This is a genomic window from Streptomyces sp. NPDC020597 (assembly GCF_044335095.1).
Taxonomy (GTDB): Bacteria; Actinomycetota; Actinomycetes; order Streptomycetales; family Streptomycetaceae; genus Streptomyces.
In genome coordinates, this window is the sequence record NZ_JBIRUL010000001.1 from 367,404 (window position 1) to 394,390 (window position 26,987).

Sequence of the window (26,987 nt, forward strand, 5' to 3'; positions counted from 1 at the left end):
CCGCGGAGCCACAGCCGGGCCCCCGGCCAGCCACGCCCTGCCGGGACGTGATCGGCCGGGGCACGTGACGGCCCGTGGCGGTCCGTCAGTCCTCGGTGCTCCGCCAACGCGGGCTGAGCGCGATCGTCCGCAGCTGCTTGACGGTGAGGGCCGGCTCCGCGCGCGTCGCCGCCTTGTTCTGCGCAGCGGCGTTGAAGGCGCTGACGACGACCCGAAGGCCGTCCTTGCGCAGGGTGTCGACGGTCCACATCACGACCCCGGCCCCGCCCTTCTCACCAGGCCCCTGGTGGACGGCGACCCGGGTGCCGTCCTTCAGGGTCTCGGAGCCCTCGCCGAACAGCTCGTCGGCGACGTCGGACATGGCCGGCTGCACGTTGACCTGGACCAGACTCCTGCCCTTGCCGTCGTCGACGACCATGTAGCCGAACCCGGTCTCCTGACTGCCGAACGAGACGCGCTTCAGTTTGTCCGGCAGCAGGAGACTGAGCTTGCGCAGGATGACCCAGCCGGCCATCTCCGCGGGCCGGGCGGACGCGCTCGCGGCGGCGGACGGCTTCTGCTGCTCCCGGGGGATCGCGTCCACGATCCGACGCCACTCCGGGGCCGCGGCGAGCGTCCTCAACTGCGTCGTCGACAGCGGGGGCTCGGGACGGGTGACCGGCTTGCCCTTCTCCGCCGCGGCGTTCCACTCGATGACGCTGACACGTTGTCCGGCGGGAGTGACCAGGTCGGCCCCCCACGCCTTGGTGTCCTCACGGCGGTCGGGATACTCGTAGCCCTGGTAGACGGTGACCGCCGACCCGTCGGGCAGCACGTCGGTCCGGCAACTGTCGAATCCCGTCTGCCCGCCGTCCGAGCAGGGCATGACGGCTGTGACGGGATTGAACTTCCCCGGGGCGTCGGTCCGGACGCGGTCCAGGCCGACGGAGACGGCCCCCTCGCCCTTGCCGTCGTCGAACACGCCCAGCGCGAGCGGCGGCAGATCCCCCTTCGTGCCGCGCGCCTCCGTCTTGGTCAGCTTCCCCTTCGGCAGCAGCTTCTTGAGCGTGCGGAACACGTCGTCGCCGGAGTAGGACGCCGGCTTTCCGCTGCCGCTCGCGGCGACGGACGAGGGGTTGGGAGCGGGCGCGCCGTCGCGCGGCACGAGCAGCGTCCCGCCCACCCCCACGAGGGCCAGGCCGGCCACCCCGCCCGCGACCGCGGCTCTGCGCCGCAGCCGCAATCGACGCCCGCGGGCCTCACCGGCGGCGGCGAGCGGACCCCCCGGCCGGTCGAACGTGCCGCCGGCCTCGTGCAGGGCGGTGGAGAGCCGCTCCTCGAAGGGATTGCTGTGCTGGTCTACGGGCATGGTGAACACCGTCTTCCGCGTGGGATGGAGTGAAGTCGTCTGAAGTGCGGCGGGCCGGCGGGCCGGAGCCGGAGTGCGGACAGTAGAGGCGTCGCGGGCCGGACGGCTCAGGGCCGGGCGTACTCGCTCATGTCCTCTCCGAGCAGCTGCCGCAGGCGTCCGAGGGCACGGGAACAGCGGGTCCGTACGGCAGCGGAGCTGGCGTTCATCGCGTCGGCGGTCTCCTCGATCGAGCGGTCCTCCCAGTACCGCAGCACCACCACGGCCCGGTCCTTGGCGGGCAGCCGCCCGAGAGCCTGCACCAGCGTCAGCCGCAGCGAGGCGTCGGCGCCTCTGCCGTCGGGCAGGTCGGGGAACACGTCCACGGCCTGCTCGCGGTTGCTTCGCTTGCGCTGGTGCGCGAGGAAGGTGCGGGTGAGGACGGTCTGCGCGTACCCGGCCGGGTTGTCGACCCGGGACACCCGCCCCCAGCGGACGTACAGCCTGCCGAGGGTCTCCTGAACCAGATCCTCGGCGAGGTACGTGTCCCCGGCGGTGAGCAGACACGCCGACCGGTACAGATGCCGGGCACGCGCCGCCGCGAACTCGGCGTACTCGTCCGCGCGGACCTGCCTCATGTGTGCGCCCCCTGTGCCGGTTGCCGTACTGCCCTCACCCCATTGATGCCGTGGGGCACGGTAAATGTTTCAGGGGGACCGAAAGTGGCCGCAGGGACCCCGCCGGGTAGGTTTCGGCTGTGACAGAGCAGCCGCCGCCCCCGCCACCGTCCACCCCGCCGGGATTCGGCCCGCCTCCGCCGCAGTACGCCCAGCAGCAGCAGCACCAGCCGGCCGGCCCGGACTTCACGGCCGTCGACAAGCACAACGCGATCGTCGTGGACGCGGCCGGCGTCGCCTTCGAGATGTACGACATCACCGTCGACTTCCCCTGGCCCGAGATCCGCAGCGTCCACTACAAGGCGAGCCCCAACGGCAAGGCGCTCATGGTCGCCGTGGTCCACGTCGACGGCCGCGTCTACGAGTGCGTCGTCACGGCCAGGCCGAAGGACCGCCTCCACACCTGGTTCCCCCAACTGGCGTGGGTCCTCGCCCACTACCGCCCGACGGGCTGACCGGCCGACCGGCCTGGAACCCTTACGCCGCAAAGCGCCGGCCCGCTTGCTGAACCGACGCAGGCTCCACCTGGTGAGCGCCCGTTGATCGCTGTGATCGCTGTGCGTGCGTCACGGGTCGTGCGGTGCTTGAGTCCGGGTGGGCGTGAAGCCCCCGGTGAGAACGATCCTGCGGCGGATCGTTCTCACCGAGGGGCGTCACGTGGCGTCCAGTGTCGCAGTGCGCACTGGTGCTCGATGTGGCGTGGTGGTCGGGGAAGGGTTACGGCAGGGCGTGTACGTGTGGGCCGACTGTCGATGACCAGGCGTTGCCTGCGGTCGCGTCCCAGTTGGTCGACCAGGTCATCGCGCCGCGCAGGGCGGGGTAGGTCTTCGACGGTTTGAAGGAACCGCAGTTGGCGCCCTTCGTCAGGCAGTCGAGGGCGTTGTTGATCACGGACGGGGAGACGTAGCCGCTGCCCGCGCCGCGGGTGGAGGCCGGCACGCCGAGGCCCACCTGGGACGGGGACAGGCCGCCCTCCAGCTGGATGCAGGCGAGCGCGGTGAGGAAGTCCACCGAGCCCTGCGAGTACACCCTGCCGTCACAGCCCAGCATGGAACCGCTGTTGTAGTACTGCATGTTGACGACCGTGAGGATGTCCTTCACGTTCAGCGCCGTCTGGAAGTAGGCGTTCGACGTCGACTGCATGTCGATCGTCTGCGGCGCCATCGTGAGGATCATCGACGGGCCCGCCTTCGCGGACAGGGAGCGCAGTGCCTGGGACATGTACGTCGCGTTGAGGCCGTTCTCCAGGTCGATGTCGACGCCGTCGAAGCCGTACGTCTGCATCAGCGCGTACACCGAGTTCGCGAAGTTCGCCGCGGAGGCGGAGTCGTTCACCGAGACGGAGCCCCGCTCGCCGCCGACCGACACGACGACCTTCTTGCCGGCGGTCTGCTTCGCGCGGACGTCCGCCTTGAACTGGTCGACGGTGTAGCCGTTCAGCCCGGCGGAGTCCAGGGTGAAGGTCACCGCGCCCGGTGTCGTCGTCGCGTCCGCGAAGGCCACGGCGATGATGTCGTACTGGGCGGGGACGTCCGAGATGCGCTGGACCGCGGCGCCGTTGTTGAAGTTCTGCCAGTAGCCGGTCACGGCGTGCCGGGGCAGTGTTCCGCCCCCGGTGTCGCCGGCCGGGGCCGTCGTGCCGGTGACCGTCGCCGACTTCACCGACTCGCCCGCCGCGTTGACCGCCGTGACCTGGAAGCCGTACGACGTCGACGCCGCGAGCCCGGTCACCGTCGCGGACGTGCCGGTCACCGCCGCCACCTGCGTGCCCGCGCGGTAGACGTGGTATCCGCTCGCGCCGGAGACGGCGTTCCAGGCCAGGGAGACCGACGACGACGTCGTCCCCGAGACGGTCAGGCCCGCCGGTGCGGACGGGACCGTGGGCGCGGGGTCGCCGCCCCCGCCGGCGTCGGGGCCGTAGACCGAGACGTCGTCGGCGTAGTAGGCCGCCTGGCCGTACCAGCCGTGCGTGTAGACCGTCACGGACGTCGTCGCGGAGCCCGTGGTGAAGGTCGTGGTCAGCTGCTTCCAGGACGAGGAGTCGGGCGTCCAGGTCGAGACGTCCGTGGTGCCCGTGCCGGTCACGCCGAGGTAGGTGTAGCCGCCCTGCACCCAGGCGCCGAGCGTGTACGTCGAGTTGGGCTTCACGGCGACGGTCTGGGAGCACCGGGCGTTGTCCTGGCCGGCCGGGGTCGCCTTCAGCGCGGCCGCGCCGCCGTGCACGGGCGAGGAGACGGCGGCGCCGCTTCCCGCCGAACAGTTCCAGCCGGTCAGTCCGGCCTCGAAGCCGGCGTTCTTGGCGTTGTTGACGTCCGCGGCGGACGCCTGAGCCGCGCCCGCCAGGGTGAGGGTCAGTGCGGCGGTCACCGCGCCCGACCACAGTCGTGCCGATCCTCGTGGACCTCGTGGACATCGTCGTGTCGATCTTTTATGTGGGGACATGACAACAAGTTGGTCCAGACCAATTCCGTTGTCAAGAGGTCGTCGCCGGGTCCGCTTGTGGAGGACCGGTGTGCGTAACCTGCCCCGGTTTGGCGGGACTTGCGCGAAGAAGACTTGCCAGGCAGCTACGGAAAGCTGTTCTCCGGCCACAGGGGCGTGGATACAGTGCTGAGGTAGTCACGCAATGAAGTCACCCCGGTGCACCGGAGTAGCGCCGGTGGACCGGACCGCGGGAATCGGGGAGCTGCGCGTGCCAACAGCCATTGCCGTGACCGGAGCCGACCTGGCGCTGTCGCCGCAGGACGAACGCACGCTGCCCGCCACCGTGCTCGCCGGCCTGGACCAGCAGCCGCTGGAGGACGCCCTCGCCGCCGTACAGTCGCTCGTCGACCAGCACGGGCACCTGATCGTCGTGTACTCGCGGGCCGTGCCCACCGCGGTGGAGCGGCGGCTGCACACCATCCGCTCCCTCCTCGAGAGCGACCGCATCGCCCTCTTCCGCCCCGACCTCCCTCCGCTCGCCGTCGCCGTCCTGGTCCGCCAGTTGCGTCAGCTCGCCTCCTGCGATCTCGGGCCCGGCGTGCTCGCCTCCGCGGGCCGGCTGCTCACCCACTACCTCCACGCGGGCGCCCTCCTCGGCTCGGTCGCCCGCCTCGACCGGGTGCCCGGCGTCAACCTGAAGTCGCACGCCCGGTCATGGGTGCCCGGCAGCCAGTTCGGCGTGCTGGCCCACCCCAAGCCGGAACTGGTGAAGGCCACCCCCGAAACGGCGTTGCCGGGACCCGAGTTCGGCACCTGGCTGCTCGTCGCCCGCGGACACCTGCAGTCCGACTGGGTGACCGACGTGCTCGCCCCCGCCTGGCGGGTGCAGGGTCTGCGGGAGACGGAGCTGCCCGCCGAGTCCGCCGACTGGTGGGGCACCGGCAAGGCGATCGAGTTCTGCGCCTACCTGCCCGACCTGTCCGTCCTCTACCAACTGGTCGCCTCGGTCCGCCAGGGCGTGTGCCACTGGTGCGGCATCGACGTCATCGGCGACCGCTGCGTCTTCTGCTCCGCCACCCCGCCGTCCGCCTCCGAACTCGCCGTCCGATCCGCCCGCGAGCTCACCGCGGGCGGCTGAGACGGCCCCCGCCCGCCCCCGGCTCCCCTCGCTCCGCCCGCTCCGCCCGTTCGGTCCCTTCGTTCCGTCCGCCCGACCCGACTCCCGACGAGGTTGTACGGCCCATGAACTCCCGTCAGCGCCGCGGCGTGATCCTGCTCATCCTGTCGATCGTGTGCGCCCTCGGCGCCTTCGCCGGCGTCCTCTCCGTCATCGACGACGTGAAGTCCAAGGTCGGCCCCGAGGTCACCGCGTACGAGCTGCGCTCCGACGTCGCGCCCTACACGGCCCTGAGCGCGGGCCAGTTCAAGAAGATAGAGATGCCGGAGCGCTGGCTGTCCGAGAACGCCGTCACCGACCTGGCCGCGATCCGCGGCAAGATCGCCGTGACCACGCTGCGGAAGGGCTCCCTGCTGCAGAGCGACATGATCGTCGACCAGCCCGCACTCCAGCCGGGTCAGCAGGAGGTAGCCATCATGATCGACGCGGCGACCGGCGTGGCCGGCAAGATCACCCCGGGCGCGTCCGTCAACGTCTACGCCACCTTCGAGGGCGCCCGCGACAGCGACCCCGACCAGTCGAAGATCATCGTCACCAACGCCCGCGTCCTCGACGTCGGCGAGCTGACCGCCCTCGAGCCGGACGAGAAGAACCGCAGCCAGTCGCCCAAGGACGCGGTGCCCATCACCTTCGCGCTGTCGACCCTCGACGCCCAGCGCATCACGTACGCGGAGTCGTTCGCCAAGCGCGTCCGCCTCGCCCTCGTCGCGCCAGGCGGCAGCGCCACGGTCCCCGACAAGGACCGTACGTACGAACTCACCACGGACAAGTGAGAGGCCGCCGCCCATGCCCACGAGGATCCTCCCGGCCGTCGGCGACGCGGACGCGGTCCGTTCCCTCACGACCCTGCTCAGCCAGCTCCCCGACGCCGAGCCGGTCGCCCCGGTCGCCGACTCCACCCAGCTGGTGGACACCCTCGCCCGGCTCGCCGCCGAGTCGGTCGACGAGCTCCCCGAGGTCGTCGTCGTCCACGAGCGCATCGGACCGGTGCCGGCGCTGGAACTCGTCCGCGAGGTCGCCCTGCGCTTCCCGGCTGTCGGCGTCATCCTCGTCACCACCGACGTGGGTCCCGGCCTCTTCGCCGCCGCCATGGACGCCGGCGCGCGCGGCCTGGTCACCCTGCCGCTGAACTACGAGGACCTCGCGAACCGCGTGCAGGCCGTCGCCACCTGGTCGGTCGGGGTACGACGCCATCTCGGCCACGGCGGCGACGTGTTCACCGGCGTGGGCGGCACCGTCGTCACCGTGAGCGGCGCGAAGGGAGGGGTCGGCGCGACCCTCACGGCCGTCCAGCTCGCCCTCGCCGCCCAGGCGTCCGGCCGTCCCACCGCCCTGGTCGACCTCGACCTCCAGGCCGGCGACGTCGCCTCCTACCTGGACGTGCAGTTCCGCCGTTCGGTCGTCGACCTCGCCGCCATCGCCGACATCTCGCCCCGCATCCTCGCCGAGGCCGTCTTCCGCCACGACAGCGGCGTGGCGCTCCTGCTCGCCCCCGGCGAGGGCGAACGCGGCGAGGAGGTCACCGACCGCGCCGCCCGCCAGATCCTCGGCGCGCTGCGCTCCCGCTACGAGGTCGTCGTCGTCGACTGCGGCGCCCAGCTGGCCGGCGCCGGCGCCGCCGCCGTCGAACTCGCCGACCGCGCGCTGCTCGTCACCACCCCGGACGTGGTCGCCGTGCGCGGCGCCAAGCGCACCGTGCGCATGTGGGACCGGCTGCAGATCCGCAAGGCCGAGGAGACGACCGTCGTCGTCAACCGGCACACCCGTGGGACGGAGATCCAGCCGCCGCTCATCCAGAAGATCACCGGCACGGCCGTCGCCGCGACCACGGTGCCCGCCAACTTCCGTGAACTCCAGGGCGCGGTCGACGCCGGCCGGGTGGACGCCCTCGACGCCAAGGGGGCCGTCCGGCAGGCGCTTTGGGCGCTCGCGGGCGAGCTCGGGCTGGTCAAGGCGGCGGAGACGGCCCTGGTGCGCCGGGGCGGCGGACGCGCGCGCGGCGCGGACCGCGGGCCGGCCGGGTTCCGGCGGCGGAGGGAGTGAGATGACCGCACGGCGGACGAGGGTGTTCCTCGCGGGCGACCGGGGCCAGGTCACCGTCGAGTTCCTCGGCATGCTCCCGACGATCATCGTGACCCTGGTGGTGGTGTGGCAGTTCGTCCTCCTGGGATACACGTACACGCTCGCGGGGAATGCTGCGGACGAGGCGGTGCGGGCGGGCACGGCGGCGCATCCGGGGGCGCGGTCGGCGGCCTGCGCGCAGGCGGGCAGGGACAAGCTGGGGGACGCGTGGGAGAGCGGCGCCGAGGTGAGCTGCGGGGGCAGCGGCTTCGTGACGGCCGAGGTCACGCTGCACGTCCCCGTCCTGGTCCCGGGCCTGATCGACTTCCCGTTCCCGGTGCGCGCCCACGCGGGCGCGGTCGAGGAAGAGGACGGCGACTGAGATGGCGTACGGAAGGCGCGGGCGGGAGCGCGACCCCTTGCGGGAGCCACGCGGACAGCGGGAGCGGGAGCGGGAGAACGCGGGGGAGTGGGAACGCGGGCACGGGAAGGGGCACGGGCACCGGAACGGGCGCGGACTCCGGCACGGGAACGGGCGGGACCGGGGACAGGTGGCCATCGAATACCTGGGCTTCCTGCCCGTCCTCCTCGCCGTCGCCCTGGCCGCCGTCCAGCTCGGGCTGATCGCGTACGCGGCGCAGCAGGCCGGGACCGCGGCGCGCACCGGGGCGCGCAGCGCGTCCCTGCGGGAGGACTACGCCGGGGACTGCGCACGGGCGGTCAGCAGCTGGCTGGACGCCAGTTGCGCGCCCTCGTACTCCGACAAGGAGGTCCAGGTCACCTCCACCGTCGTCATCCCGTCCGTCATCCCCGGCATCGGATTCGGAGAGGCTCACAGGACGGCCACCATGCCACTCGACCACTGACGCCCATGCGGACCCCGCCACCCACGCAGGCCCTGCCACCCACGCAGGCCCAGTCACCCACGCAGACCCTGCCACCCACACAGTCCCCGCCACTCAGGCAGTCCACGAGACCGACGAAGTCCACGAGGAGGAACCGGAGATGAGCCTGCGGGCGCGCATCACCGCCCCCGACGAGCACGGCGGGCGCGGTGAGGACGGCCACCTGGTCACGTCCTACCGGGCCAAGCTGCTGGAGGAGATCGACCTCGCCGAGATGAGCGCGCTGGCGGCGGCCGAACGCCGGGCGCGGCTGGAGCGCGTGCTCGGGCACATCATCAGCCGCGAGGGGCCGGTGCTGTCCACGGGGGAACGCGCGCAGCTGATCCGCCGGGTCGTCGACGAAGCCCTCGGCCTCGGCATCCTGGAACCCCTGCTCGAGGACGCGTCGATCACCGAGATCATGGTCAACGGCCCGGACGCGATCTTCGTCGAGCGCAGCGGCCGGGTGGAACAGCTTCCCCTGCGCTTCGCGTCGAACGACCAGCTGATGCAGACGATCGAGCGCATCGTCTCCACGGTCAACCGGCGAGTGGACGAGACGAACCCGATGGTCGACGCCCGCCTCCCGTCCGGCGAACGCGTCAACGTGATCATTCCGCCGCTGTCGCTCACCGGCGCCATCCTCACCATCCGCCGCTTCCCGCGCTCCTTCACCCTGCACGAACTGGTCGGCTTCGGGTCGCTGGACGAGCAGATGCTGTACCTGCTCGCCGCACTGGTGCAGGCCAAGTTCAACGTGATCGTCTCGGGCGCGACCGGCACCGGCAAGACGACGTTGCTGAACGCGCTCTCCGGTCTGATCCCGGACGGCGAGCGCATCATCACCATCGAGGACTCGGCGGAACTGCAGCTCCAGCAGTCCCACGTCATCCGCCTGGAGTCCCGCCCGCCGAACGTGGAGGGCAACGGCCGCATCACCATCCGCGACCTGGTCCGCAACTCCCTGCGGATGCGCCCCGACCGGATCGTCGTCGGCGAGGTCCGCGGCGGTGAGTCGCTCGACATGCTCCAGGCGATGTCGACGGGCCACGACGGCTCCCTCGCCACGGTCCATGCCAACAGCGCGGAGGACGCGCTGATGCGACTGCAGACCCTCGCCTCGATGTCGGACGTCGAGATTCCCTTCGTCGCGCTGCACGACCAGATCAACAGCGCGGTGGACGTCGTCGTCCAGCTCACCCGCTTCGCCGACGGCGCCCGCCGCGTCACCGAGATCGCCCTGCTGGACAGCCACGGCGGCGAGCCGTACCGGCTGGCGACGATCGCCCGTTTCAACGCCCGGCCGATGACCGCCGACGGCCGGATCGACGGCGCCTTCGAGTACTTCCCCCTCCCGCGCCGCACCGCGGACCGGCTCTACATGGCGAGCCAGCCGATCCCGCAGGCGTTCGGGGTCGCTCGTGACGCACTCGAACTGACCACAAGGGAAGCCCGGTAACGCTGATGGACCTCGACACCCTCATCGACCTCACCACCGGTGCGGCCCTGCTGACCTGCGTGCTTGCCGTCGCAGGCCTGCACGCCCATGCGCGGGGCCGGGCCCAGCGCGCCGAACTGGTGGAACGCCTGGCCTCGGCGGGGCAGACGTCGGGCGACGGCCGCCGACGGCGCTTCCACACCCTGGACCGGCGGCTGCGCCGCACGGCGACCGGCCGCAGGCTGGAGCTGAAACTCGCGGCGACGGGTCTGGACGTGACGCCGGGCGAGTTCTTCGTCTACCTGCTGGCCGCGGTGGCCGGTCTGTGGCTCGTCGGCCAGGCCACCCTCGCCCCCTTCTTCGGGCCGATCGCCGGCCTGCTGGGCGTGTGGGCCGCCTGGCAGTTCCTGACCTGGCAACGCCAGAAACGCATCGAGAAGTTCATCAACCAACTCCCCGAACTGGCCCGGATCCTGGCCAACGCCACCCATGCCGGGCTGGCGCTGCGCACCGCGATCGGCATGGCGGCGGAGGAGCTGGAAGCGCCGGCCGGTGAGGAACTCGCCAAGGTGGCCAACCAGTTGGCCGTCGGCCACTCCATGGACGACGCCCTCGGCGAACTCGCCGAGCGCCTCCCATCCCGCGAGCTGGTTGTCCTCGTCACCACCCTGGTCCTGTCCAACCGGGCCGGCGGCCAGGTCGTCGGGGCGCTGCGCAACCTGACGGAGACGCTGGAGGAACGCAAGGAGACCCGACGCGAGGTGCGCACCCAACTGTCCCAGGTGAACATGACGTCGTACGCGGTGCCGGTGCTGGGGGTCGGCTCCCTCTTCCTCATGAACGGCGTCAAGGACGGGGCCCTGGAGCGCATGACCGGCTCCCCGGTCGGCCAGGGCGCCGTCATCATCGCGTTCGCGCTGTACGCGGTCGGCTTCGTCCTCATCCGTCGCATGTCCCGTATCGACGTCTGAGCGGCCGGAAGGAGCGCGCGACATGGAACTGCTGCTCGCACTCGTCATGGGCCTCGCCGTCTGGGGCGCCTTCGCCGGCATCCGCATGTACCGGGCGGACGCCAAGCTCCCGCCGGACCTGGCCCTGGCCCTGGAGGTCGGGGCGACCCGCACCGGCGCGGTCGACTCCGTCGTGGACCGGCTCGGCATGCGGTATGCGCCCGCCGTGCTGCGCCTGATGGGCCCCAAGCAGGTCGCCAGATACCGTCGCAAGATCGACCTGGCGGGCAACCCGGGCGGTCTGACCATCGACCGCTACGCGGCGCGCCGCGCGGTGTACGGCGCTCTCGGCGGCTTCGGCGGGCTCGTGTTCCTGCTGCAGGGCAGGATCGTCGTGGCCCTGCTGCTCTTCGCGTTCGCCGCGTTCTGGACCGAGGTCGGCATCTGGGCGGCGATCCGGATCCGCAAGGACGTGATCGAGCGGACGCTGCCCGACTTCCTGGACGTCCTCGCCGTCGTCGTGAGCGCCGGGCTGGGCTTCCGGCAGGCACTCGACCGCGTCGCGTCGAAGTACGAGGGGCCCTGGGCGGACGAGATCCGCATCACCCTGCGGCAGATGGACCTCGGGGTGAGCCGCCGGCAGGCTTTCGCCGAACTGCGCCTCCGCAACGACTCCGAGCAGGTGGCCATGTTCGTCACCGCGCTCCAGCAGGGCGAGGAACTGGGCGCGCCGATCGTGGACACGCTCGTGTCCATCGCCAAGGACATGCGCCGCACCGACGCCCAGAACGCCCGCCGCAAGGCCGCCCGGGCGGTGCCGAGGGCCACGTTGACGATCACCACGTTCATGGTCCCGGCGACGATGCTCCTGCTCGGCGCCGGCCTCCTCCTCGGCTCCGGCACGGACTTCAGCCCGCTCACGGGCGACTAGGCGGGTGGGTGACGGCGATGACGACCGAGGCGGCGACGACCCCGGCGACGGCCCGCGCAGCGACGACCCCGGCGACAGCCACGGCACCGGCGGCGAACACGGCGGCGGCGACGGCGGCGAACACGGCGGCGGCGAAGTCCCCGGCAGCGACGAGGGCGTTCACGAAGGCGTTCACCAAGGCGCGAGGCCGGCTGCCGAGGAGACGGGTGAAGCCGCCGGCGACGGATCCGCCCACGAGCATCCCGATCCAGGTCAACGCACTGCAGGCGTTGTCACGCCAGATCTTCGGCTTCCGGCTGGCCATGATCGCCGTCGCGTCCCCGGCAGCCCTCCTCAACGCGGCTCCCGGAACGGGCGTCCGACTGGTGGGGGCGGCGGTGGTCGTCACCTTCATGGGCTCGTACGTCCTCTTCCGCGACTGGGAACGTTTCGGCCCCCTCCTGCTGAAACACCCCTCGCTGCTCGTCGCGGACACCCTTCTCGGCGCCCTGCTGCTGGTCTCCGCGGGCCCGGGCACGACCCTCGCCTACGTCAGCGTCTGCACCCCCCTGCTGGCAGGCATCGTCTACGGCTGGCGGGGCGCCGCCTGCTTCGCCTCGCTCCAGTCGCTGATCCTGCTGCTCGTCCACGCGGCGCTGCGGCAGGGGCCCGACGTGAGTGTGGCGGAACGGCTGCTGCTGCCCGGTCTCTGCGTCATCACGGGTGCAATGGGCTCCACCCTGCGCGGACTGATGCTCCGCTTCGGCGCGGCGACGCAGGCCCTCACCGACGTCAAGGCCCGCCTCGCCGTCACCGAGGCGGTCGCCGCGGAACGTGCCCGACTGGCCCGGGAGATGCACGACTCGGTGGCCAAGACGCTGCACGGCGTGGCTCTCGCCGCGGACGCCCTGGCCCGTTCGGCGGGCTCGCCCGACATGGACCCGGCCCGGGTGCGCCGGCACGCCGAACTGATCGCGCGCGCCGCACGCCACGCCGCCGCGGAGTCCCGCGAGCTCCTCACCGACCTACGCCGTGAGGAGCCGGAGGGCACCGCTCGCGGCGTCGACGTCCTGCCCGAACTGGCAGCCCGCACAAGGGACTTCGCCGCCCGCACCGGCCTGGCGGCCAGCTACCACGCCACCGGCGACCGGGCGACGCTGCCCGTGCCGCCCGCCGTGGCCCGCCACCTCCTCACGATCACCTCGGAAGCCATGGACAACGTCCGGCGCCACGCCGACCCGACCCGCGTCGCCGTGCACGCGGGCGTCCACGGCGACCGCCTGTGCATCAGCGTCTACGACGACGGCCGCGGCCTGCCCGACGGCACCACGCTCGAAGAACTGCGCCGCTCCGGTCACTTCGGGCTGGTCGGCATGGTGGAGCGGGCCGCCGCCATCGGCGCCCGCATCGACATCGGCCGCGGCGCCCACCCCGGGGGCACCGAGGTCCGCCTCGAACTCCCCCTGACGGCGTCCCGCCCATGAACGACTTCCCGCACCCGAAGGACAACCACGTCATGCCGGACCCACCCGTACCCCCCGCCGCGGTGCAGCCGCTCTTCCCGCCGCCTCGCCGCCCCGCCCCCGTGCGCGTCGTCGTGGCCGACGACAACCCGGTGGTCCGCGCGGGCCTGACCGCTCTTCTCTCCGGCCGGGACGACATCACGGTCGTCGCGGAGGCTGCGGACGGCCGCGAGGCCTACGAGGCCGCCGTACGGCACCGCCCCGACGTCGTCCTCCTGGACGTCCGCATGCCCGGCGTCGACGGTCTCGCCGCTCTCCCGCACCTGGCGCGGATCGCACAGGTCGTGATGCTGACGTACAGCCACGAGGCCGAGATCGTCCAGGCGGCCCTGCGGGGCGGAGCCGGCGGATACCTGGTCCACGGGGAGTTCACCGCCGAGGAGCTGGCGTCGGCGGTGCGGGACGTCACCCGGGGCCGCGCCCACCTCACTCCGACGGCGGCCACGGCGGTGATGGCACATCTCTACACCGATGCGACTGCACACGCAAAAACGGACCCACTTTCCCCATTTTCAGAGACTTCTGGCAATCCGCTTTCGCAGATGCAATCCCCTGTGGGACAGTCGGTCCAGGGATGGGAACAGGGACGGGAACGGCAAGCCGGCACGAGAAGCCGACTCAGCGCGAGGGAGGCGGAGATCATGGACCTCATCGCGTCGGGCCTGAACAACCAGCAGATCGCCGCCACTTGTTTCATCAGCGAGAAGACGGTCAAGAACCACATCAACCGCATCTTCGCGAAGCTCCACAGCGCCAGCCGCGCCGAAGCCACGGCCACCTGGCTGGGCACGGCCCCCGGCGCCGCACACCGAGGGGTGGGGTGACGGGTGACGAGGGAGCGAGTGCACGGCCGCGCGGTCCGGAAATGGGCCCGGGATTGGGCCCGGAGACCCTCTACCGGAATCGGCGGCGAGGCCTACGCTCAGGGTGCAGACAGCGGCACCGGCGTCCAGCGAGCCGGTCACGCGACACCCGGAGGGGAACAGCATGACCCAGTGGATCAGCACGGTCGTCGCCCGTGTCCAGTCCCGATCACCCCGCAACGACAGCGGCCAGACCGCGGTGGAGTACCTGGGCATCATCGCCGTGGTCGTGGCGATCGTCCTGGCGATCACGGGCACGGACATCGGGCAGACGATTTACAACGCGATCACGGACAAGATCAACGAGGTCATCTCCGGCTGACGAAGTCACCTCGTTTCGGCGATGCAGGGCAGGCCTTCCCCATCTACATCATGGTGGTGGCGGGTCTGCTCTTTCTCGCGTTCGCCTACCTCGCCGTCGGCCAGGCCGCGGCGAACCGCAACGGCGCGCAGACGGCGGCCGACGCGGCGGCGCTCGCCGCGGCTCTGGACACGAGGGACGAACTCGCCGACGAGTGGGCGGAGAACGTGCTCGACCCGACCAAGTGGCAGGCCATCTTCGACGCCACCCAGGCCGTCTTCGACGGGTGTGGACGTGCGACGCAGCTGGCTGCGGAGAACCACGCGACCGTGGAGTGCGGACGGTCGGACGGGCTGCCGCCCGGCTACACGGTGGACGTCCAGACGACCAAGTCTGTCGGCGACTCCATCGTGCCCGGCACCGAGAACCTGCACGCGAAGGCGACCGCCACCGCGGTGATCGAGCCGGCCTGCACCTTCGAGCTGCCCGAGGACGCCGACCCGGCCCTGCTGCCGACGCTCACCTGCGGGGACGGCGACGAGTGGACTCTGGATCCGGAGCACCTCACGGAACTCCCCCGGCCCGAAGACCTCTTTCACGTCCATTTGGCCGACTGAGCAGCGAACGACGAGAAGGAAGCAGCGTGATGAGCATTCGGTTCACGGCGATGGCCGTCAGGAGGGTGGCCGCCCTGACAGCGGCGGCCGGGTTGGTCCTTGGCGTGGCCGGTTGCGGCGGAGGCGGCGACGACAAGAAGCCGCCGGCATCGGCGCCGGCTTCCGCGTCGAAGGGGAAGGGCTCGGCTCCGAGCGCCCAGGAAGGGCAGTCCGGTGAGCCTCTTGCCGAACTGAAGGGGCCGAGCGGCCTGCTGCTGGAGATCACTTCGGCTTCGCGCGACTCCGGTGGTTTCGTCACCGTGTCCGCGGACCTGAAGAACGACAGCGCGAAGTTGCTGACGATCCCTGCCCAGCTGAGCGGCAACGAGACGGAGATCATCAGGAACGGCAAGTCCTTCGGCGGCGCGACCCTGGTGGACGCCAAGGGAAAGAAGCGCTACTACGTGCTCCGCGACACGGACGGCCGGCCGCTCACCACCACTGGCGTCTCGAGCATCAAGTCCGGTGACTCCGTACCGGTTTTCATGCAGTTTCCGGCGCCCCCCGCCGATACCGCCCAGGTGACGTTCCAGATGCCGATGTTCGCCCCTGCTGACATCACCATCTCCGGGTGAGGCCCCCCATGCCCCGCACCCGCACCCGCCCGGCCCGTCTCACTCTCGCCGTCCTCGCCGTCGCCGCCGTGCTCGTCGCCCCCGTGCCCGCCGAGGCCGACACGCCCAGCGTCCCGCCGGGCACCGAGCCCACCGCGTCCGCGCCCGTGGACGTCGACGCCAACGACCCCGATCTGAAACTCCCCGAGGGCGGCACGCTCGCCGAGCCCAAGGTGCTCGACATCAAGCAGGTCGTCGAGGACGAGACGGGCGACGAACGCCGGGAGGACACCAACGCCGACGTGACGTTCGCACTTCAGGCGGAGGTCCTCTTCGGCAAGGACAGCGCGAAGCTCGGCGCGGAGGCGAAGGCGCGCATCACGACGATCGCCGCGGAGATCAAGAAGCAGAACACCACCCTGGTCCGCGTCTTCGGGTTCACCGACAACCTGGGTTCCTCCGCGCACGGCGACGTCCTGTCGAAGCAGCGGGCGGACGCCGTCCAGGCGGAGCTCGCGGGCGAGTTGAACGACCCGAAGATCACCTTCGAGGTGCGCGGCTACGGCGAGCAGTACCCCATCTCCGACAACTCGACCGAGGCCGGCCGCAAGAAGAACCGCCGAGTGGAGGTCACGTTCCCCCGCACGGCGAGCTGACCTGCGGGGGAACGGTGCTCGTCAGGTGAGGTTGCTCACCCAGCCGGAACAGGAGCCCGCGGTGATCAGCTTGGTGCTCCAGTGGCCCAGGCAGACGCGGAAGCGGATGGTGACGCTCTCGGCGAAGTCCTTGTTCTTGTATCGGTCCGTGCTGACCCCGTCGGCGTTGAAGATGGAGCCGAACCGGTTCCCCACTTCCCAGTCCACGACGGCGGAGGAGCCGTCCGCCTTGCCGTCGTACACGGAGAACCAGTCGCCGGGGGGAGAGAAGCAGGCCCGGTAGATGATGCCGCCGTCCTCCTTCTTGACGGCGCACTTCACCCACTCGACCTCATTGGCGTAGTCGGTGGCGGTCGCGCGCTCGACTTCGCCTGCGGCGTGCGCCTGGGTGACGGTGAGGAGGAAGCCGGCCGCGAGGGTGCCTACGACGGTGCCTATTCGCTTGCTTCGGCGGTTCTTGAGCACGCGATTCCTTTTGTGAGTGGTGTTCCAACAACGCGTTGGCGAGTTTGCAAGGCTAACCATGGCAACTGTGTCGATCAAGCGCGTATTCGAGGGGCGGCCGCGTGATCGAGAGGACAAATGCCGCTTGGCGGACGCATCCCCGCGCGGGCCGGGAGGGCCGGCGCAGGGAAGACAAGTCCCTTGGTTTCGTGACTTGTTGGCACCCGTGGCAGGCTCCGCCGGAAGTGCCCCGGCCCGGTGCCCCGGCCACGGCGTCCCGCCTGCCGGCGGCGTCCGAATACCGAGCCGGAACGCGAAGGCGCTGAAAGACGGAACAGCTGACGGCCGTTTTTCCCTTCCGCGGGCCGATGGGTTTCGGATGGCAGTCGAATTACCGGGTCGCGGCGTTCCGCTTTTACCCGTTCGCGGATTCCCCGTCGGTCCGCACGCCCTCTTCGCGCGCCCGCTGGTAGTGCAGCAGGACGACTCCGTTGCCGAACGTGTGGGACTCGAGCAGGGTGAGGGGCGTCAGGGTGTCGGGGTGGGGGAACAGGGGTTTGCCGCGACCGACGAGGACGGGGTGGACGTACAGGCGGATCTCGTCGACGAGGTCGTGGTGCAGGAACGCCGCGGCGAGGTCGGCGCCGCCGAGCCCCAGGTCCCCGCCGGGCTGCCGGGTGAGGGCGCGCACCTCGTCGGGCACGACCTCCCGGACGATCACCGTGTTCCAGTCGGCGTGCTGCAGGGTCCGGGAGTACACGTACTTCGGGATGGCCCGCCAGATGCCGGCGAACTCGGCCATGGCCCCGTCGGGATCGACGTCGGGGCCGGAGTCGAACGTGGGCCAGAAGCCGGCCATGAGCTCGTGGGTGACCCGCCCCGAGAGCAGGCCGCCCAGCCCGCGGACGACGTCGTTCATGTGCCGGTGCAGCTCCTCGTCGACACGATGCCAGGAGATGTCGCGGTCGGGTCCCTCGATGTACCCGTCGAGCGACACCGACATCATCAGGACGACCTTGCGCATCACGCACCTCGCTGGACCACGGACGGACTCGGCGGACGCTCGGAAGGGTAGGGCCTGGAAGACGCGAAAGGTGGGACATGGGGCGCTGGCGTGACGGACGGGGCCGGTTGACGGTGCACGGGGACGGCGGGGCCGTCGCGGTCGTGCCGCTGGAGGTCGCCGCCTCCTACCGGGCGCGCACCAGGGGCCTGCTGGGGCGGGACGCCGTGGACGGCGCGCTGCTGCTCTCCCCGGCGTCCGGCATCCACACGTTCCGTATGCGCATCCCCATCGACGTGGCCTACCTGGGCGGCGACCTCACCGTCCTCGCCGTCCGCACCATGCGCCCCGGCCGCCTGGGCCTGCCGCGGCCGCGCGCCCGGCATGTGCTGGAGGCGGCGGCGGGGGCCATGGCGGGGTGGGGCGTCGAACCGGGCGTGCGGGTCACGGTCGAGGTGGACGAGGCGGGCGGCGCCGCCGCGGGATGAGGGCGCAGGTCCTTCGTCGCCCCGGTCCGCGCTCCGGGGCGTGGGGGAAATTCACCCGCGCCGGCCCCCGACCCTCTGCGACGATCCCCTCATGAAGGACGACGTGCGCGACGAACGCGACGGCGGCGACGGCCGCGACGGACGTGCCGCCTTCGAGGACCTGGTGGCCGAAGGCGCCGCCGTCCCCACCGAGGGCTGGGACTTCTCCTGGTTCGAGGGCCGGGCGACCGAGGCGCGCCCTTCCTGGGGGTACGCGCTGTCGCTGGCCGAGCGGTTGGCGGGCGCGCACGCCGCGCTCGACGTGCAGACGGGGGGAGGGGAGGTGCTGGACTTCGCTCTCGAACGGGTCGCGCCCAAGGCTCCCGTCCTCACCGTCGCGACCGAGGGGTGGCCGGCGAACGTCGCCAAGGCCACCACGCTGCTGCGGCCGCGCGGCATCGCGGTCGTCGCGGCCCCGGAGGACGCCCCGCTGCCGTTCGCGGACGCCGCCTTCGACCTCGTCAGCAGCAGGCATCCGGTACGGCCCCTCTGGCACGAGATCGCCCGCGTGCTGCAGCCCGGCGGGACCTACTTCGCGCAACACGTCGGCCCCCGAAGCGTCTTCGAGCTTGTCGAGTACTTCCTCGGGCCGCAGCCGGAGGCGGTGAGCGGCGACCGCCACCCCGACCGGGAGCGCGCCGGCGCGGAGGCGGCGGGCCTGGAGATCGTCGACCTGCGGGCGGAACGGCTGCGCGTCGAGTTCCACGACATCGCCGCCGTCGTGCACTTCCTGCGCAAGGTCGTGTGGATGGTCCCCGGCTTCACGGTGGCGGCCTATCTGCCCCGGCTCCGCGCCATGCACGAGCAGATCGAGGCCGAAGGCCCCTTCGTGGCGCACAGCACCCGCCACCTCGTGGAAGCCCGCCGGCCGTAGCCGCCCCGAGGCCGTGGACCCGCCATCCGGCGGCCTCTTCACGGAGTTTCCACATCGTTATCGCGATCGGTTCCTGGCACTCGTCGCCCTCGCGTAAGTTCTACTGAGGGCAATTCGCGTGAGCAAAGCTGCGTGGACGTCACCGCGCAGCGGAGGGGGCTGCGCGGTGACGCCCGCGTCAAGGTGGGGTTCTCGTCGGGTTAGCCCGTCGGGGGGATGTGCGGGCGGATGTCCGAACGGTGTCGAATGCGGCCCGGAACCCCGACTTCCGTCGGCGAACGGGTGACTTTCCCTGTGAATCCGCCGTGTTCCGGCCATGAATCACCCATGATCGACGATCGAAACGGTCACCGGCGCGTCGTCGATCGACTGCGGAGAGTAGTTGTGGCGCGCCGATGCGCGCATCAGCACTCACGAAGGGTTATGGTGGAAACCCCCCCTCGGGCCGGTCCGTCTCCCCCCCACGGACCGGCCCGTTTTTTTGCCCAAGTCCGCACAGGGGTAGGCTGCGCCCCGCGGGGACCGCACCGTTCGGAGGGGCTGACAATCACGTGAACCTGCGCGACAAGCTGCGCGGCCTTCTGGTCAGGCTGTACGCACGCCGGGTGGAAGGCCACCTGGACCACGCTCAGGTGCCCAAGCACATCGGCGTCATCATGGACGGCAACCGACGCTGGGCGAAGGCCGCGGGTTCCACGACCGAGCACGGCCACCGGGCCGGCGCGGACAAGATCGAGGAGTTCCTCGGCTGGTGCACCGAGACGGACGTCGAGGTCGTCACCCTCTGGCTGCTGTCGACGGACAACCTCGACCGCCCGCAGGAGGAACTCGTCCCGCTCCTCGGCATCATCGAGGACGTCGTGCGCACGCTCGCCGCCGACGGCCGCTGGCGCGTCCACCACGTCGGCACGCCCGACATCCTCCCCTCCCATGTGCAGACCGCGCTGAAGGAGGCCGAGGAGTCCACCGCCCACGTCGACGGGATACTGGTCAACGTCGCCATCGGCTACGGCGGTCGCCAGGAGATCGCCGACGCCGTCCGCTCGATGATCGTGGACGCGGCGGACCGGGGCACCTCGATGGAGGACCTCGCCGACTCCGTCAGCGTCGATCTGATCGGCCGCCACCTCTACACCGGCGCCCAGCCCGACCCCGACCTCGTGATCCGCACCAGCGGGGAGCAGCGGCTGTCCGGATTCATGCTGTGGCAGACGGCCCATGCGGAGTACTACTTCTGCGAGGTCTTCTGGCCGGCCTTCCGCAAGGTGGACTTCCTGCGCGCCCTGCGCGACTACGCGGCCCGTCACCGCCGCTACGGCGGCTGATCCACCGCACGTGCGGCCGCCCGCATGCGTCCTTCCGGGGCGGCCCGTCTACCCCTTCCCGGGGCGGAAGTAACGAGGAGTTCACCGTCGCGCCGTCATGCGCCCTGGCATGACGGCGTGTTTTCGAGGGCATAAGCCAAGCAGGTCGTCACCCGAACCACGGGTGTCGGATCTCAGCGGACGGCACGGGGCCGTCCGCCCGGGAGGCCCTTTTGCACCAGCCCGACCGTGCGGTCACGGCACGGAAGAAGCAGCGGGGGGCCGGTACTCGGCCCGTGCACAGCGGCCGACGACCGGCCTGGTCGTTCCCGCCCTCCCGGCCCTGCTTCCACTCCGTCGCTCCCCGACCTCATCCGAGGGGGTACGTCCTTCCGTGGTGACCAGCACAAAGCGCCGTATGCCAGACCGGCGCACCTATGTTCTCGACACCAGCGTCCTGCTGGCCGACCCGAACGCCCTGACCCGCTTCGACGAGCACGAGGTCGTGCTCCCCATCGTCGTGGTCACGGAGCTGGAGGCCAAGCGGCACCATCCGGAACTCGGCTACTTCGCCCGGCAGGCGCTGCGCCTGCTGGACGACTACCGGGTGAAGTTCGGTCGCCTCGACGCCCCCATCCCGATCGGGGAACTCGGCGGCACCGTCCGTGTCGAGCTCAACCACTCGGACCCCAGTGTGCTGCCGACCGGCTACCGCCTGGGGGACAACGACTCCCGCATCCTCGCGGTCGCGCGCAATCTGCAGGCCGAGGGATTCGACGTCACCGTCGTGTCGAAGGACCTGCCGCTCAGGATCAAGGCGTCCTCGGTCGGTCTCCTCGCCGAGGAGTACCGCGCCGAGCTCGCCATCACGGGTTCCTCCGGCTGGACCGGAATGTCCGAACTGACCCTGTCCGGGGAGCAGGTGGACATCCTCTTCGAGGAAGGGCACATCCACGCGCCCGAGGTCGCGGACCTGCCGGTGCACACCGGGCTGACCATCCAGTCCGAGCGGGGCAAGGCCCTCGGCCGGGTCACCGCCGACGGAGACGTCCGGCTCGTGCGCGGCGACCGCGAGGCCTTCGGCATCAAGGGCCGCAGCGCCGAGCAGCGCATCGCGCTCGACCTGCTGCTCGACCCGGACGTCGGGATCCTGTCCATGGGCGGCCGGGCCGGCACCGGCAAGTCCGCGCTCGCGCTCTGCGCGGGTCTCGAGGCGGTCCTGGAACGCCGTCAGCACCAGAAGGTGATGGTCTTCCGGCCGCTGTACGCGGTGGGCGGGCAGGAGCTGGGCTATCTGCCCGGGTCCGAGGCCGACAAGATGGGCCCCTGGGCGCAGGCCGTCTTCGACACGCTGTCCGCGGTCACCAGCCGCGAGGTCATCGAGGAGGTCACCGCGCGCGGGATGCTGGAGGTCCTGCCCCTGACCCACATCCGGGGACGCTCCCTCCACGACGCCTTCGTGATCGTCGACGAGGCCCAGTCGCTCGAACGGAATGTGCTGCTCACCGTTCTGTCCCGGATCGGCGCGAATTCACGGGTGGTTCTGACCCACGATGTGGCGCAAAGGGACAATCTGCGTGTCGGCCGTTATGACGGCGTGGTCGCCGTCGTCGAGAAACTGAAGGGGCATCCTCTCTTCGCCCACGTCACGCTGAACCGGTCCGAGAGGTCCCAGATCGCGGCACTGGTGACCGAAATGCTGGAGGATGGGCAGATCTGAAGGAGATGCCCCGAGATAGCGGGGTGACGCGGTAGTCGGCGCCGTTCGGCAAAGGCAGGGAGCCTAGCCGGGCGGCGCCGTCGTGTGTGTGGGTTTCGGGAAATCCCCAGGGTCCCGAAGGGTGTGAGCTTTCACACGTAACCCGGAATTGCCTCACGCAGTCTGGTTACGGCAAAGTCTCAGTCCTGTCAGGCCCCGCATGCGACACAACTGTGCCCCCAGCAATACGGCACCGCTTGAGCATCACCGTCAACTCCATATCGACCGTCGCATGCCGCCCGCGCACCACGCGGCGCTCCCGCACCGGGAGTTGCCCACCGGGCCCGTGTCTCCTGTGACCCCGCAGTTCGGAGACCAGCGACAAGGGCACGATTGCGTCCGCCAGGGTCACCGAAGCGGGCGACGCTGGAAGGAAAACCGTGTGAGCCGGATCTCGGTCCGGGGACTCGCAGTGGCCTCGGCCACGGCGGTCACCGCTGTCGGAAGCGTCGTCGGCGTTGCCTCGGGCAGCGTCGCGCAGGCCAACGACGCAGATGCGACGGCAAGCGACGCGACGCTCCTCGCCGACATCCCTGTGGGCCATCAGGCCCAGGTGCAGACGGCGTCCCTCACGCAGCAGGCCAGCTACCAGGCCATCGCCGCTGACGAGGGTGCGAAGAAGGATGCCGAGGAAGCCGCCCGCAAGGCCGCGGCCGAGACGGCTGTCGCGAAGAAGAAGGCCGCCGAGAAGGCCGCCAAGGACCGCGCGGAGGCCAAGGCCAAGGCCAGCCGCAGCGCGGGCGACTTCCCGATCCAGAGCTCGTACAGCATCGGGCAGATCCAGGCCATGGCGGCGCAGATGGTGCCGAGCGGTCAGTTCCAGTGCTTCAGCAACATCGTGGACCACGAGTCCAGCTGGAACTACCACGCGGTCAACGCCTCCTCCGGCGCCTACGGCCTCTTCCAGGCACTGCCCGCCGGCAAGTACGCCTCCGCCGGCTCCGACTGGCAGACCAACCCGGCCACCCAGATCAAGTGGGGCCTCAACTACATGGACAGCCGCTACGGCAGTCCCTGCGAGGCATGGTCGTTCTGGCAGGCCAACCACTGGTACTAGGCAGCCCTGTGGGCAGCCGACGCCACTCGGCGTCCACCACCCGGGCCGGCGACCGGTACCGCACGACTGAGCCGAGGGCCCACGCGGCCCTCGGCCGTTCGTCGTCCCTTCACCCGATGACACTGCAGAAGGAATTCGTGTGAGCCGGATATCGGTCAGGGGCTTCGCCGTGGCATCGGCGACCGCCGTCACCACCGTCGGAGCCGTCGTGGGAGTCGCCCAGGGCAGCGTCGCGCAGCCCGCCGACGACGCCCAGGCGGTGGGCGACTCCACGCTGCTCGCCGATCTGCCGGCCGGACAGCTCGCCCAGGTGCAGACCGACACGGTGACGCACCAGGCGAGCGTCCAGGCCATCGCGGCGGACACCACCGCGCGCAAGGCGGCCGAGGAGACGGCCCGCAGGCAGGCCGCCAAGGACGCGGTGGCCAAGCAGAAGGCCGCCGAGGAAGCCGCCGAGAAGGCCGCGGACCGGAAGAAGGCCGCACAGGAGGCCAAGGAACGCGCGGCCGTGCGGACCCAGAGCGCGTCGGCCGGCCCCGCCGGCGACGCCGGCGACTTCCCGCAGCAGGCCTCGTACACGGTCGGCGAGGTCAAGGCGATCGCCCAGCAGATGGTGCCCAGCGGGCAGTTCCAGTGCTTCAGCAACATCGTGAACCACGAGTCCACGTGGAACTACCGGGCCGTCAACCCCTCTTCCGGCGCGTACGGCCTCGTCCAGGCCTACCCCGGGTCGAAGATGTCGTCCGCGGGCTCCGACTGGCGGACCAACCCGGCCACCCAGATCAAGTGGGGCCTGAACTACATGAACGAGCGCTACGGCAGCCCCTGCGACGCCTGGGCCTTCTGGCAGGCCAACGGCTCGTACTGACCGCCGGTTCCGGCCCGTTCGGTCCGGGGTGACGATCCGGCCGCTCCCGACTCCGCCCAGCCCCTCCCCGTGCACAGGGGGAGGGGCTGTCGCCCTGTACGGTCGTACGACCGGGACCGACGACTCCAGGGGGAGTGGTGGGGAGAGACGGGGGAAGAGGACGGATCATGTCGAGAGTGCCACGGTGGCTGGGCCGGCTCGGCGCCGGTCTCAGCGAGATGAGCGAGCGGCTCGACGAGCGGCGCGCCGAGGTCGAGCGGGAGGGGGCGGCCGAACGCGACCCGGCGCCCCTCGCGGCGCCGTCCCCGGAGGAGTACCCCGAGCCGCTCGAGCCCGCCCCGCGTCCTGATCCCGCACAGGCCGTGCCGTGGGGGGTCCGGGTGGCCGCCGAGGCGGGCTGGCGACTGCTGGTGCTCGCGGGGACCGTCTGGGTGCTGATGAAGGTCATCACCGCGATCCAGCTGGTCGTGATGGCCTTCGTGGTCTCGCTGCTCCTCACGGCGCTGCTGCAGCCCACCGTGGCCCGGTTGAAGCGGGCCGGGGTGCCCGGCGGCGCCGCCACCGCGCTGACCGCGATCCTCGGGTTCGTCGTCATCGGCCTGATGGGCTGGTTCGTGACCTGGCAGGTCATGGCGAACATCGACAACCTCTCCGACCAGGTCCAGGACGGGATCGACGATCTGCGCCGCTGGCTGCTCAACAGCCCCTTCCACGTCACCGACAAGCAGATCAACGGCATCGCGAAGAACCTGCGGGACGCGATCGGCGACAACACGGACGCGATCACCTCGGCGGGGCTGGAGGGCGTCACCGTCGTCGTCGAGGCGCTGACCGGCATCCTGCTGGCGTTCTTCTCGACGCTCTTCCTGCTCTACGACGGCAAGCGCATCTGGGAGTGGACCCTCAAGCTGGTCCCGGCCGCGGCCCGGCCGGGCGTGGCGGGCGCCGGCCCGAGGGCCTGGGCCACGCTCACGGCGTATGTGCGCGGCACGGTGGTCGTCGCGTTGATCGACGCCATCTTCATCGGCCTGGGCATCTACTTCCTCGATGTGCCGATGGCCGTCCCGCTCGCCGTCTTCATCTTCCTGTTCTCGTTCATCCCGCTCGTCGGCGCGGTCGCGTCCGGCGCGCTGGCGGTCGTGGTCGCGCTGGTCACCCAGGGCGTGTTCACGGCGGTGATGACCCTGGCCGTCGTGCTCGCGGTCCAGCAGATCGAGGGGCACATCCTCCAGCCGTTCATCCTGGGGCGCGCGGTGCGCGTCCATCCGCTGGCGGTGGTCCTGTCGGTCGCGGCGGGCGGCATGATCGCGGGCATCGGCGGCGCGATCGTGGCCGTGCCGCTGGTGGCCGTCACCAACACGGTGGTGGGCTATCTGCACGCCTTCTCCAGGGAGCAGGCCCTGCGGCACGCGCCCCGGCCGAGAGGAGCGACGGCCTCGCGCGTGGCGCCCGTGACGGCTGCGCAGCAGAGCCGGGAGCCCGAACCTCCGGCCGACGAGGCGCCGGTCGCGCCGCCGCCCGGATAGTCGTCACCCAGGGCGTGCACGAACGCGGCAGGGCCCGTCGGCGACCGACGGGCCCTGCCGCGTTGCGGTGAGGTGGGAGAAGAGGCGGGAGGCAGGGGCGGCGCGGGCCGATCAGACGTCGGCCAGGACCGCTTCCGCGTCCAGCGTCACTCCGACCGCCTGGATCACCGAGGCGATCTTGAAGGCCTCCTGGACGACCTCGCGCTCGACGCCCGCCTTGCGCAGCACCTGCTCGTGGGAGTCGAGGCACAGTCCGCAGCCGTTGATCGCGGAGACGGCGAACGACCACAGCTCGAAGTCGACCTTGTCGACGCCGGGGTTGCCGATGACGTTCATCCGCAGACCGGCCCGGAGGTTGCCGTACTCGTGGTCCGACAGCAGGTGGCGGGTGCGGTAGAACACGTTGTTCATGGCCATGACGGCCGCGGCCGAGCGCGCCGCCTTGTAGGCCTCCGGCGACAGGTTCGCCTTCGCCTCCGGCGCGAGCTCGCGCAGCACGATCGGGGAGCGGGAGGCGATCGCGGTCGCCAGGACCGTGCCCCACAACTGCTGTGCGGGAAGGTCGGAGTTGCCGATGACCGAGCCCAGGTTGAGCTTGAGGTCCTTGGCGTAGTCCGGTATCGCGGACTTCAGGGCGTCGAGGGACATCTCAGCTCACTCCCCGGCCAGCAGCGCGACCGGGTCGAGGGTGCTCTCGCCCTTGGTCCAGTTGCAGGGGCACAGTTCGTCGGTCTGCAGGGCGTCCAGGACCCGCAGGACCTCCTTGGGGTTGCGGCCGACGGAGCCCGCGGTGACCATCGTGAACTGGATCTCGCGGTTCGGGTCGACGACGAACACGGCGCGCTGGGCGAAGCCGTCCTCGCCCTCGATGCCGAGGTCGCGCATCAGCTCGTGCCGCGAGTCGGCCATCATCGGGAACGGCAGGTCGGTCAGGTCCGGGTGGTCCTTGCGCCAGGCGTGGTGGACGAACTCGGAGTCGCCGGAGAAGCCGAGGATCTGCGCGTCACGGTCGGCGAACTCCTCGTTCAGCCTGCCGAACGCGGCGATCTCGGTGGGGCAGACGAAGGTGAAGTCCTTGGGCCACGCGAAGACCACGAGCCACTTGCCCTCGTAGGACTTGTGGTGGATCTGCTCGAACTCCGCACCCTTCTCCAGCGAGACGCAGGCGGTCAGTTCGAACTCGGGGAACTTGTCACCGACAGTGAGCACACGCTCTCCTTGCAG

The 26,987-nt window shown here is 70.9% G+C and carries 30 protein-coding genes; 22 read left to right on the plus strand and 8 right to left on the minus strand.

The features are described from left to right. Window positions 1–85: 85 nt before the first annotated feature. Both ACH4ZA_RS01720 and ACH4ZA_RS01725 read right to left on the minus strand, forming a co-directional pair. Window positions 86–1,348 carry a hypothetical protein gene (locus tag ACH4ZA_RS01720; protein ID WP_398427574.1) on the minus strand — a complete coding sequence of 421 codons (1,263 nt, stop codon included), beginning with the start codon at window positions 1,346–1,348 and terminating at the stop codon, window positions 86–88. A 107-nt stretch (window positions 1,349–1,455) separates the two neighbouring features. Next, window positions 1,456–1,965 carry a SigE family RNA polymerase sigma factor gene (locus ACH4ZA_RS01725; protein WP_319278511.1) on the minus strand — a complete coding sequence of 170 codons (510 nt, stop codon included), beginning with the start codon at window positions 1,963–1,965 and terminating at the stop codon, window positions 1,456–1,458. A 119-nt stretch (window positions 1,966–2,084) separates the two neighbouring features. On the opposite strand from ACH4ZA_RS01725, the gene ACH4ZA_RS01730 reads away from it, so the two are divergent. Next, complete coding sequence (locus ACH4ZA_RS01730) at window positions 2,085–2,459, plus strand: hypothetical protein (RefSeq protein WP_398427575.1); 375 nt, start codon at window positions 2,085–2,087, stop codon at window positions 2,457–2,459. 262 nt (window positions 2,460–2,721) lie between these two features. Here ACH4ZA_RS01730 and ACH4ZA_RS01735 read toward each other — a convergent pair whose 3' ends face one another. Beyond that, window positions 2,722–4,446: a chitinase gene (locus ACH4ZA_RS01735; RefSeq protein WP_398427576.1), complete on the minus strand. Its 1,725-nt coding sequence runs from the start codon at window positions 4,444–4,446 to the stop codon at window positions 2,722–2,724. Between the two features lie 250 nt (window positions 4,447–4,696). On the opposite strand from ACH4ZA_RS01735, the gene ACH4ZA_RS01740 reads away from it, so the two are divergent. From ACH4ZA_RS01740 to ACH4ZA_RS01775, 8 genes are all read left to right on the plus strand, one after another. Then, window positions 4,697–5,566, plus strand: coding sequence for a hypothetical protein (locus tag ACH4ZA_RS01740; protein ID WP_319278516.1), 870 nt, complete (start codon window positions 4,697–4,699; stop codon window positions 5,564–5,566). A gap of 104 nt (window positions 5,567–5,670) precedes the next feature. Beyond that, window positions 5,671–6,378, plus strand: coding sequence for a Flp pilus assembly protein CpaB (cpaB, locus tag ACH4ZA_RS01745; protein WP_319278518.1), 708 nt, complete (start codon window positions 5,671–5,673; stop codon window positions 6,376–6,378). 13 nt (window positions 6,379–6,391) lie between these two features. Beyond that, a complete protein-coding gene (locus tag ACH4ZA_RS01750; RefSeq protein ID WP_319278520.1) occupies window positions 6,392–7,648 on the plus strand; it encodes an AAA family ATPase in 1,257 nt (418 codons plus the stop codon). Window position 7,649: 1 nt separating this feature from the next. Beyond that, window positions 7,650–8,048, plus strand: a complete 399-nt coding sequence (locus ACH4ZA_RS01755) for a TadE family protein (RefSeq protein ID WP_319278521.1) — start codon at window positions 7,650–7,652, stop codon at window positions 8,046–8,048. A 169-nt stretch (window positions 8,049–8,217) separates the two neighbouring features. Next, window positions 8,218–8,532, plus strand: a complete 315-nt coding sequence (locus tag ACH4ZA_RS01760) for a TadE/TadG family type IV pilus assembly protein (RefSeq protein ID WP_319278523.1) — start codon at window positions 8,218–8,220, stop codon at window positions 8,530–8,532. A 139-nt stretch (window positions 8,533–8,671) separates the two neighbouring features. Continuing rightward, the gene (locus ACH4ZA_RS01765) at window positions 8,672–10,009 is read left to right on the plus strand and encodes a CpaF family protein (RefSeq protein WP_319278525.1); all 1,338 of its coding nucleotides are present in this window, start codon (window positions 8,672–8,674) and stop codon (window positions 10,007–10,009) included. Between the two features lie 5 nt (window positions 10,010–10,014). Continuing rightward, window positions 10,015–10,959, plus strand: a complete 945-nt coding sequence (locus tag ACH4ZA_RS01770) for a type II secretion system F family protein (protein ID WP_319278526.1) — start codon at window positions 10,015–10,017, stop codon at window positions 10,957–10,959. A gap of 22 nt (window positions 10,960–10,981) precedes the next feature. After that, complete coding sequence (locus ACH4ZA_RS01775; RefSeq protein ID WP_319278527.1) at window positions 10,982–11,869, plus strand: DUF5936 domain-containing protein; 888 nt, start codon at window positions 10,982–10,984, stop codon at window positions 11,867–11,869. Here ACH4ZA_RS01775 and ACH4ZA_RS01780 read toward each other — a convergent pair. After that, window positions 11,856–12,173 (minus strand): hypothetical protein, encoded by a 318-nt coding sequence (locus tag ACH4ZA_RS01780; protein WP_398427842.1) that lies wholly within the window; start codon window positions 12,171–12,173, stop codon window positions 11,856–11,858. The genes ACH4ZA_RS01775 and ACH4ZA_RS01780 overlap by 14 nt on opposite strands. On the opposite strand from ACH4ZA_RS01780, the gene ACH4ZA_RS01785 reads away from it, so the two are divergent. The 6 genes from ACH4ZA_RS01785 to ACH4ZA_RS01810 all read left to right on the plus strand — a co-directional run bounded on the left by ACH4ZA_RS01785 (window position 12,076) and on the right by ACH4ZA_RS01810 (window position 16,401). Next, complete coding sequence (locus ACH4ZA_RS01785; protein WP_398427577.1) at window positions 12,076–13,332, plus strand: sensor histidine kinase; 1,257 nt, start codon at window positions 12,076–12,078, stop codon at window positions 13,330–13,332. The two genes, ACH4ZA_RS01780 and ACH4ZA_RS01785, sit on opposite strands and share 98 nt — an antisense overlap. A 32-nt stretch (window positions 13,333–13,364) precedes the next feature. Next, on the plus strand, window positions 13,365–14,195 hold the full coding sequence (locus tag ACH4ZA_RS01790) for a response regulator (RefSeq protein WP_398427823.1): 831 nt from the start codon (window positions 13,365–13,367) through the stop codon (window positions 14,193–14,195). A gap of 163 nt (window positions 14,196–14,358) precedes the next feature. Then, entirely contained in the window at window positions 14,359–14,556 is a 198-nt protein-coding gene (locus ACH4ZA_RS01795; RefSeq protein ID WP_351679340.1) for a hypothetical protein, read from the plus strand. Further along, window positions 14,553–15,152, plus strand: coding sequence for a pilus assembly protein TadG-related protein (locus ACH4ZA_RS01800; RefSeq protein ID WP_398427824.1), 600 nt, complete (start codon window positions 14,553–14,555; stop codon window positions 15,150–15,152). The genes ACH4ZA_RS01795 and ACH4ZA_RS01800 overlap by 4 nt, the downstream gene beginning before the upstream one ends. Before the next feature lie 29 nt (window positions 15,153–15,181). Next, window positions 15,182–15,766: a hypothetical protein gene (locus ACH4ZA_RS01805; RefSeq protein ID WP_398427579.1), complete on the plus strand. Its 585-nt coding sequence runs from the start codon at window positions 15,182–15,184 to the stop codon at window positions 15,764–15,766. An 8-nt stretch (window positions 15,767–15,774) separates the two neighbouring features. After that, window positions 15,775–16,401, plus strand: a complete 627-nt coding sequence (locus ACH4ZA_RS01810) for an OmpA family protein (RefSeq protein ID WP_398427580.1) — start codon at window positions 15,775–15,777, stop codon at window positions 16,399–16,401. Between the two features lie 21 nt (window positions 16,402–16,422). Here the strand turns inward: ACH4ZA_RS01810 and ACH4ZA_RS01815 are convergent, their stop codons facing one another. Continuing rightward, window positions 16,423–16,866: a hypothetical protein gene (locus ACH4ZA_RS01815; protein ID WP_319278537.1), complete on the minus strand. Its 444-nt coding sequence runs from the start codon at window positions 16,864–16,866 to the stop codon at window positions 16,423–16,425. Window positions 16,867–17,260: 394 nt separating this feature from the next. Further along, window positions 17,261–17,869, minus strand: a complete 609-nt coding sequence (locus ACH4ZA_RS01820) for a dihydrofolate reductase family protein (protein ID WP_319278538.1) — start codon at window positions 17,867–17,869, stop codon at window positions 17,261–17,263. A gap of 77 nt (window positions 17,870–17,946) precedes the next feature. Here ACH4ZA_RS01820 and ACH4ZA_RS01825 point away from each other — a divergent pair, with 77 nt between their 5' ends. From ACH4ZA_RS01825 to ACH4ZA_RS01855, 7 genes are all read left to right on the plus strand, one after another. Beyond that, entirely contained in the window at window positions 17,947–18,336 is a 390-nt protein-coding gene (locus ACH4ZA_RS01825) for a DUF192 domain-containing protein (RefSeq protein WP_398427581.1), read from the plus strand. Between the two features lie 91 nt (window positions 18,337–18,427). Further along, window positions 18,428–19,249 carry a methyltransferase domain-containing protein gene (locus tag ACH4ZA_RS01830; RefSeq protein ID WP_398427583.1) on the plus strand — a complete coding sequence of 274 codons (822 nt, stop codon included), beginning with the start codon at window positions 18,428–18,430 and terminating at the stop codon, window positions 19,247–19,249. Window positions 19,250–19,800: 551 nt separating this feature from the next. Next, window positions 19,801–20,574 carry an isoprenyl transferase gene (locus tag ACH4ZA_RS01835; RefSeq protein ID WP_319278542.1) on the plus strand — a complete coding sequence of 258 codons (774 nt, stop codon included), beginning with the start codon at window positions 19,801–19,803 and terminating at the stop codon, window positions 20,572–20,574. A gap of 373 nt (window positions 20,575–20,947) precedes the next feature. Further along, a complete protein-coding gene (locus ACH4ZA_RS01840; protein ID WP_398427584.1) occupies window positions 20,948–22,273 on the plus strand; it encodes a PhoH family protein in 1,326 nt (441 codons plus the stop codon). 421 nt (window positions 22,274–22,694) lie between these two features. Then, window positions 22,695–23,369 carry a transglycosylase SLT domain-containing protein gene (locus tag ACH4ZA_RS01845; RefSeq protein ID WP_398427586.1) on the plus strand — a complete coding sequence of 225 codons (675 nt, stop codon included), beginning with the start codon at window positions 22,695–22,697 and terminating at the stop codon, window positions 23,367–23,369. Between the two features lie 139 nt (window positions 23,370–23,508). Continuing rightward, a complete protein-coding gene (locus tag ACH4ZA_RS01850) occupies window positions 23,509–24,237 on the plus strand; it encodes a transglycosylase SLT domain-containing protein (RefSeq protein ID WP_319278546.1) in 729 nt (242 codons plus the stop codon). A gap of 167 nt (window positions 24,238–24,404) precedes the next feature. Continuing rightward, window positions 24,405–25,763 carry an AI-2E family transporter gene (locus tag ACH4ZA_RS01855; RefSeq protein WP_319278548.1) on the plus strand — a complete coding sequence of 453 codons (1,359 nt, stop codon included), beginning with the start codon at window positions 24,405–24,407 and terminating at the stop codon, window positions 25,761–25,763. A 111-nt stretch (window positions 25,764–25,874) separates the two neighbouring features. Here the strand turns inward: ACH4ZA_RS01855 and ACH4ZA_RS01860 are convergent, their stop codons facing one another. Both ACH4ZA_RS01860 and ACH4ZA_RS01865 read right to left on the minus strand, forming a co-directional pair. Beyond that, a complete protein-coding gene (locus tag ACH4ZA_RS01860; protein ID WP_319278549.1) occupies window positions 25,875–26,411 on the minus strand; it encodes an alkyl hydroperoxide reductase in 537 nt (178 codons plus the stop codon). A gap of 6 nt (window positions 26,412–26,417) precedes the next feature. Further along, on the minus strand, window positions 26,418–26,972 hold the full coding sequence (locus tag ACH4ZA_RS01865; RefSeq protein ID WP_319278550.1) for a peroxiredoxin: 555 nt from the start codon (window positions 26,970–26,972) through the stop codon (window positions 26,418–26,420). Window positions 26,973–26,987: the final 15 nt, after the last annotated feature.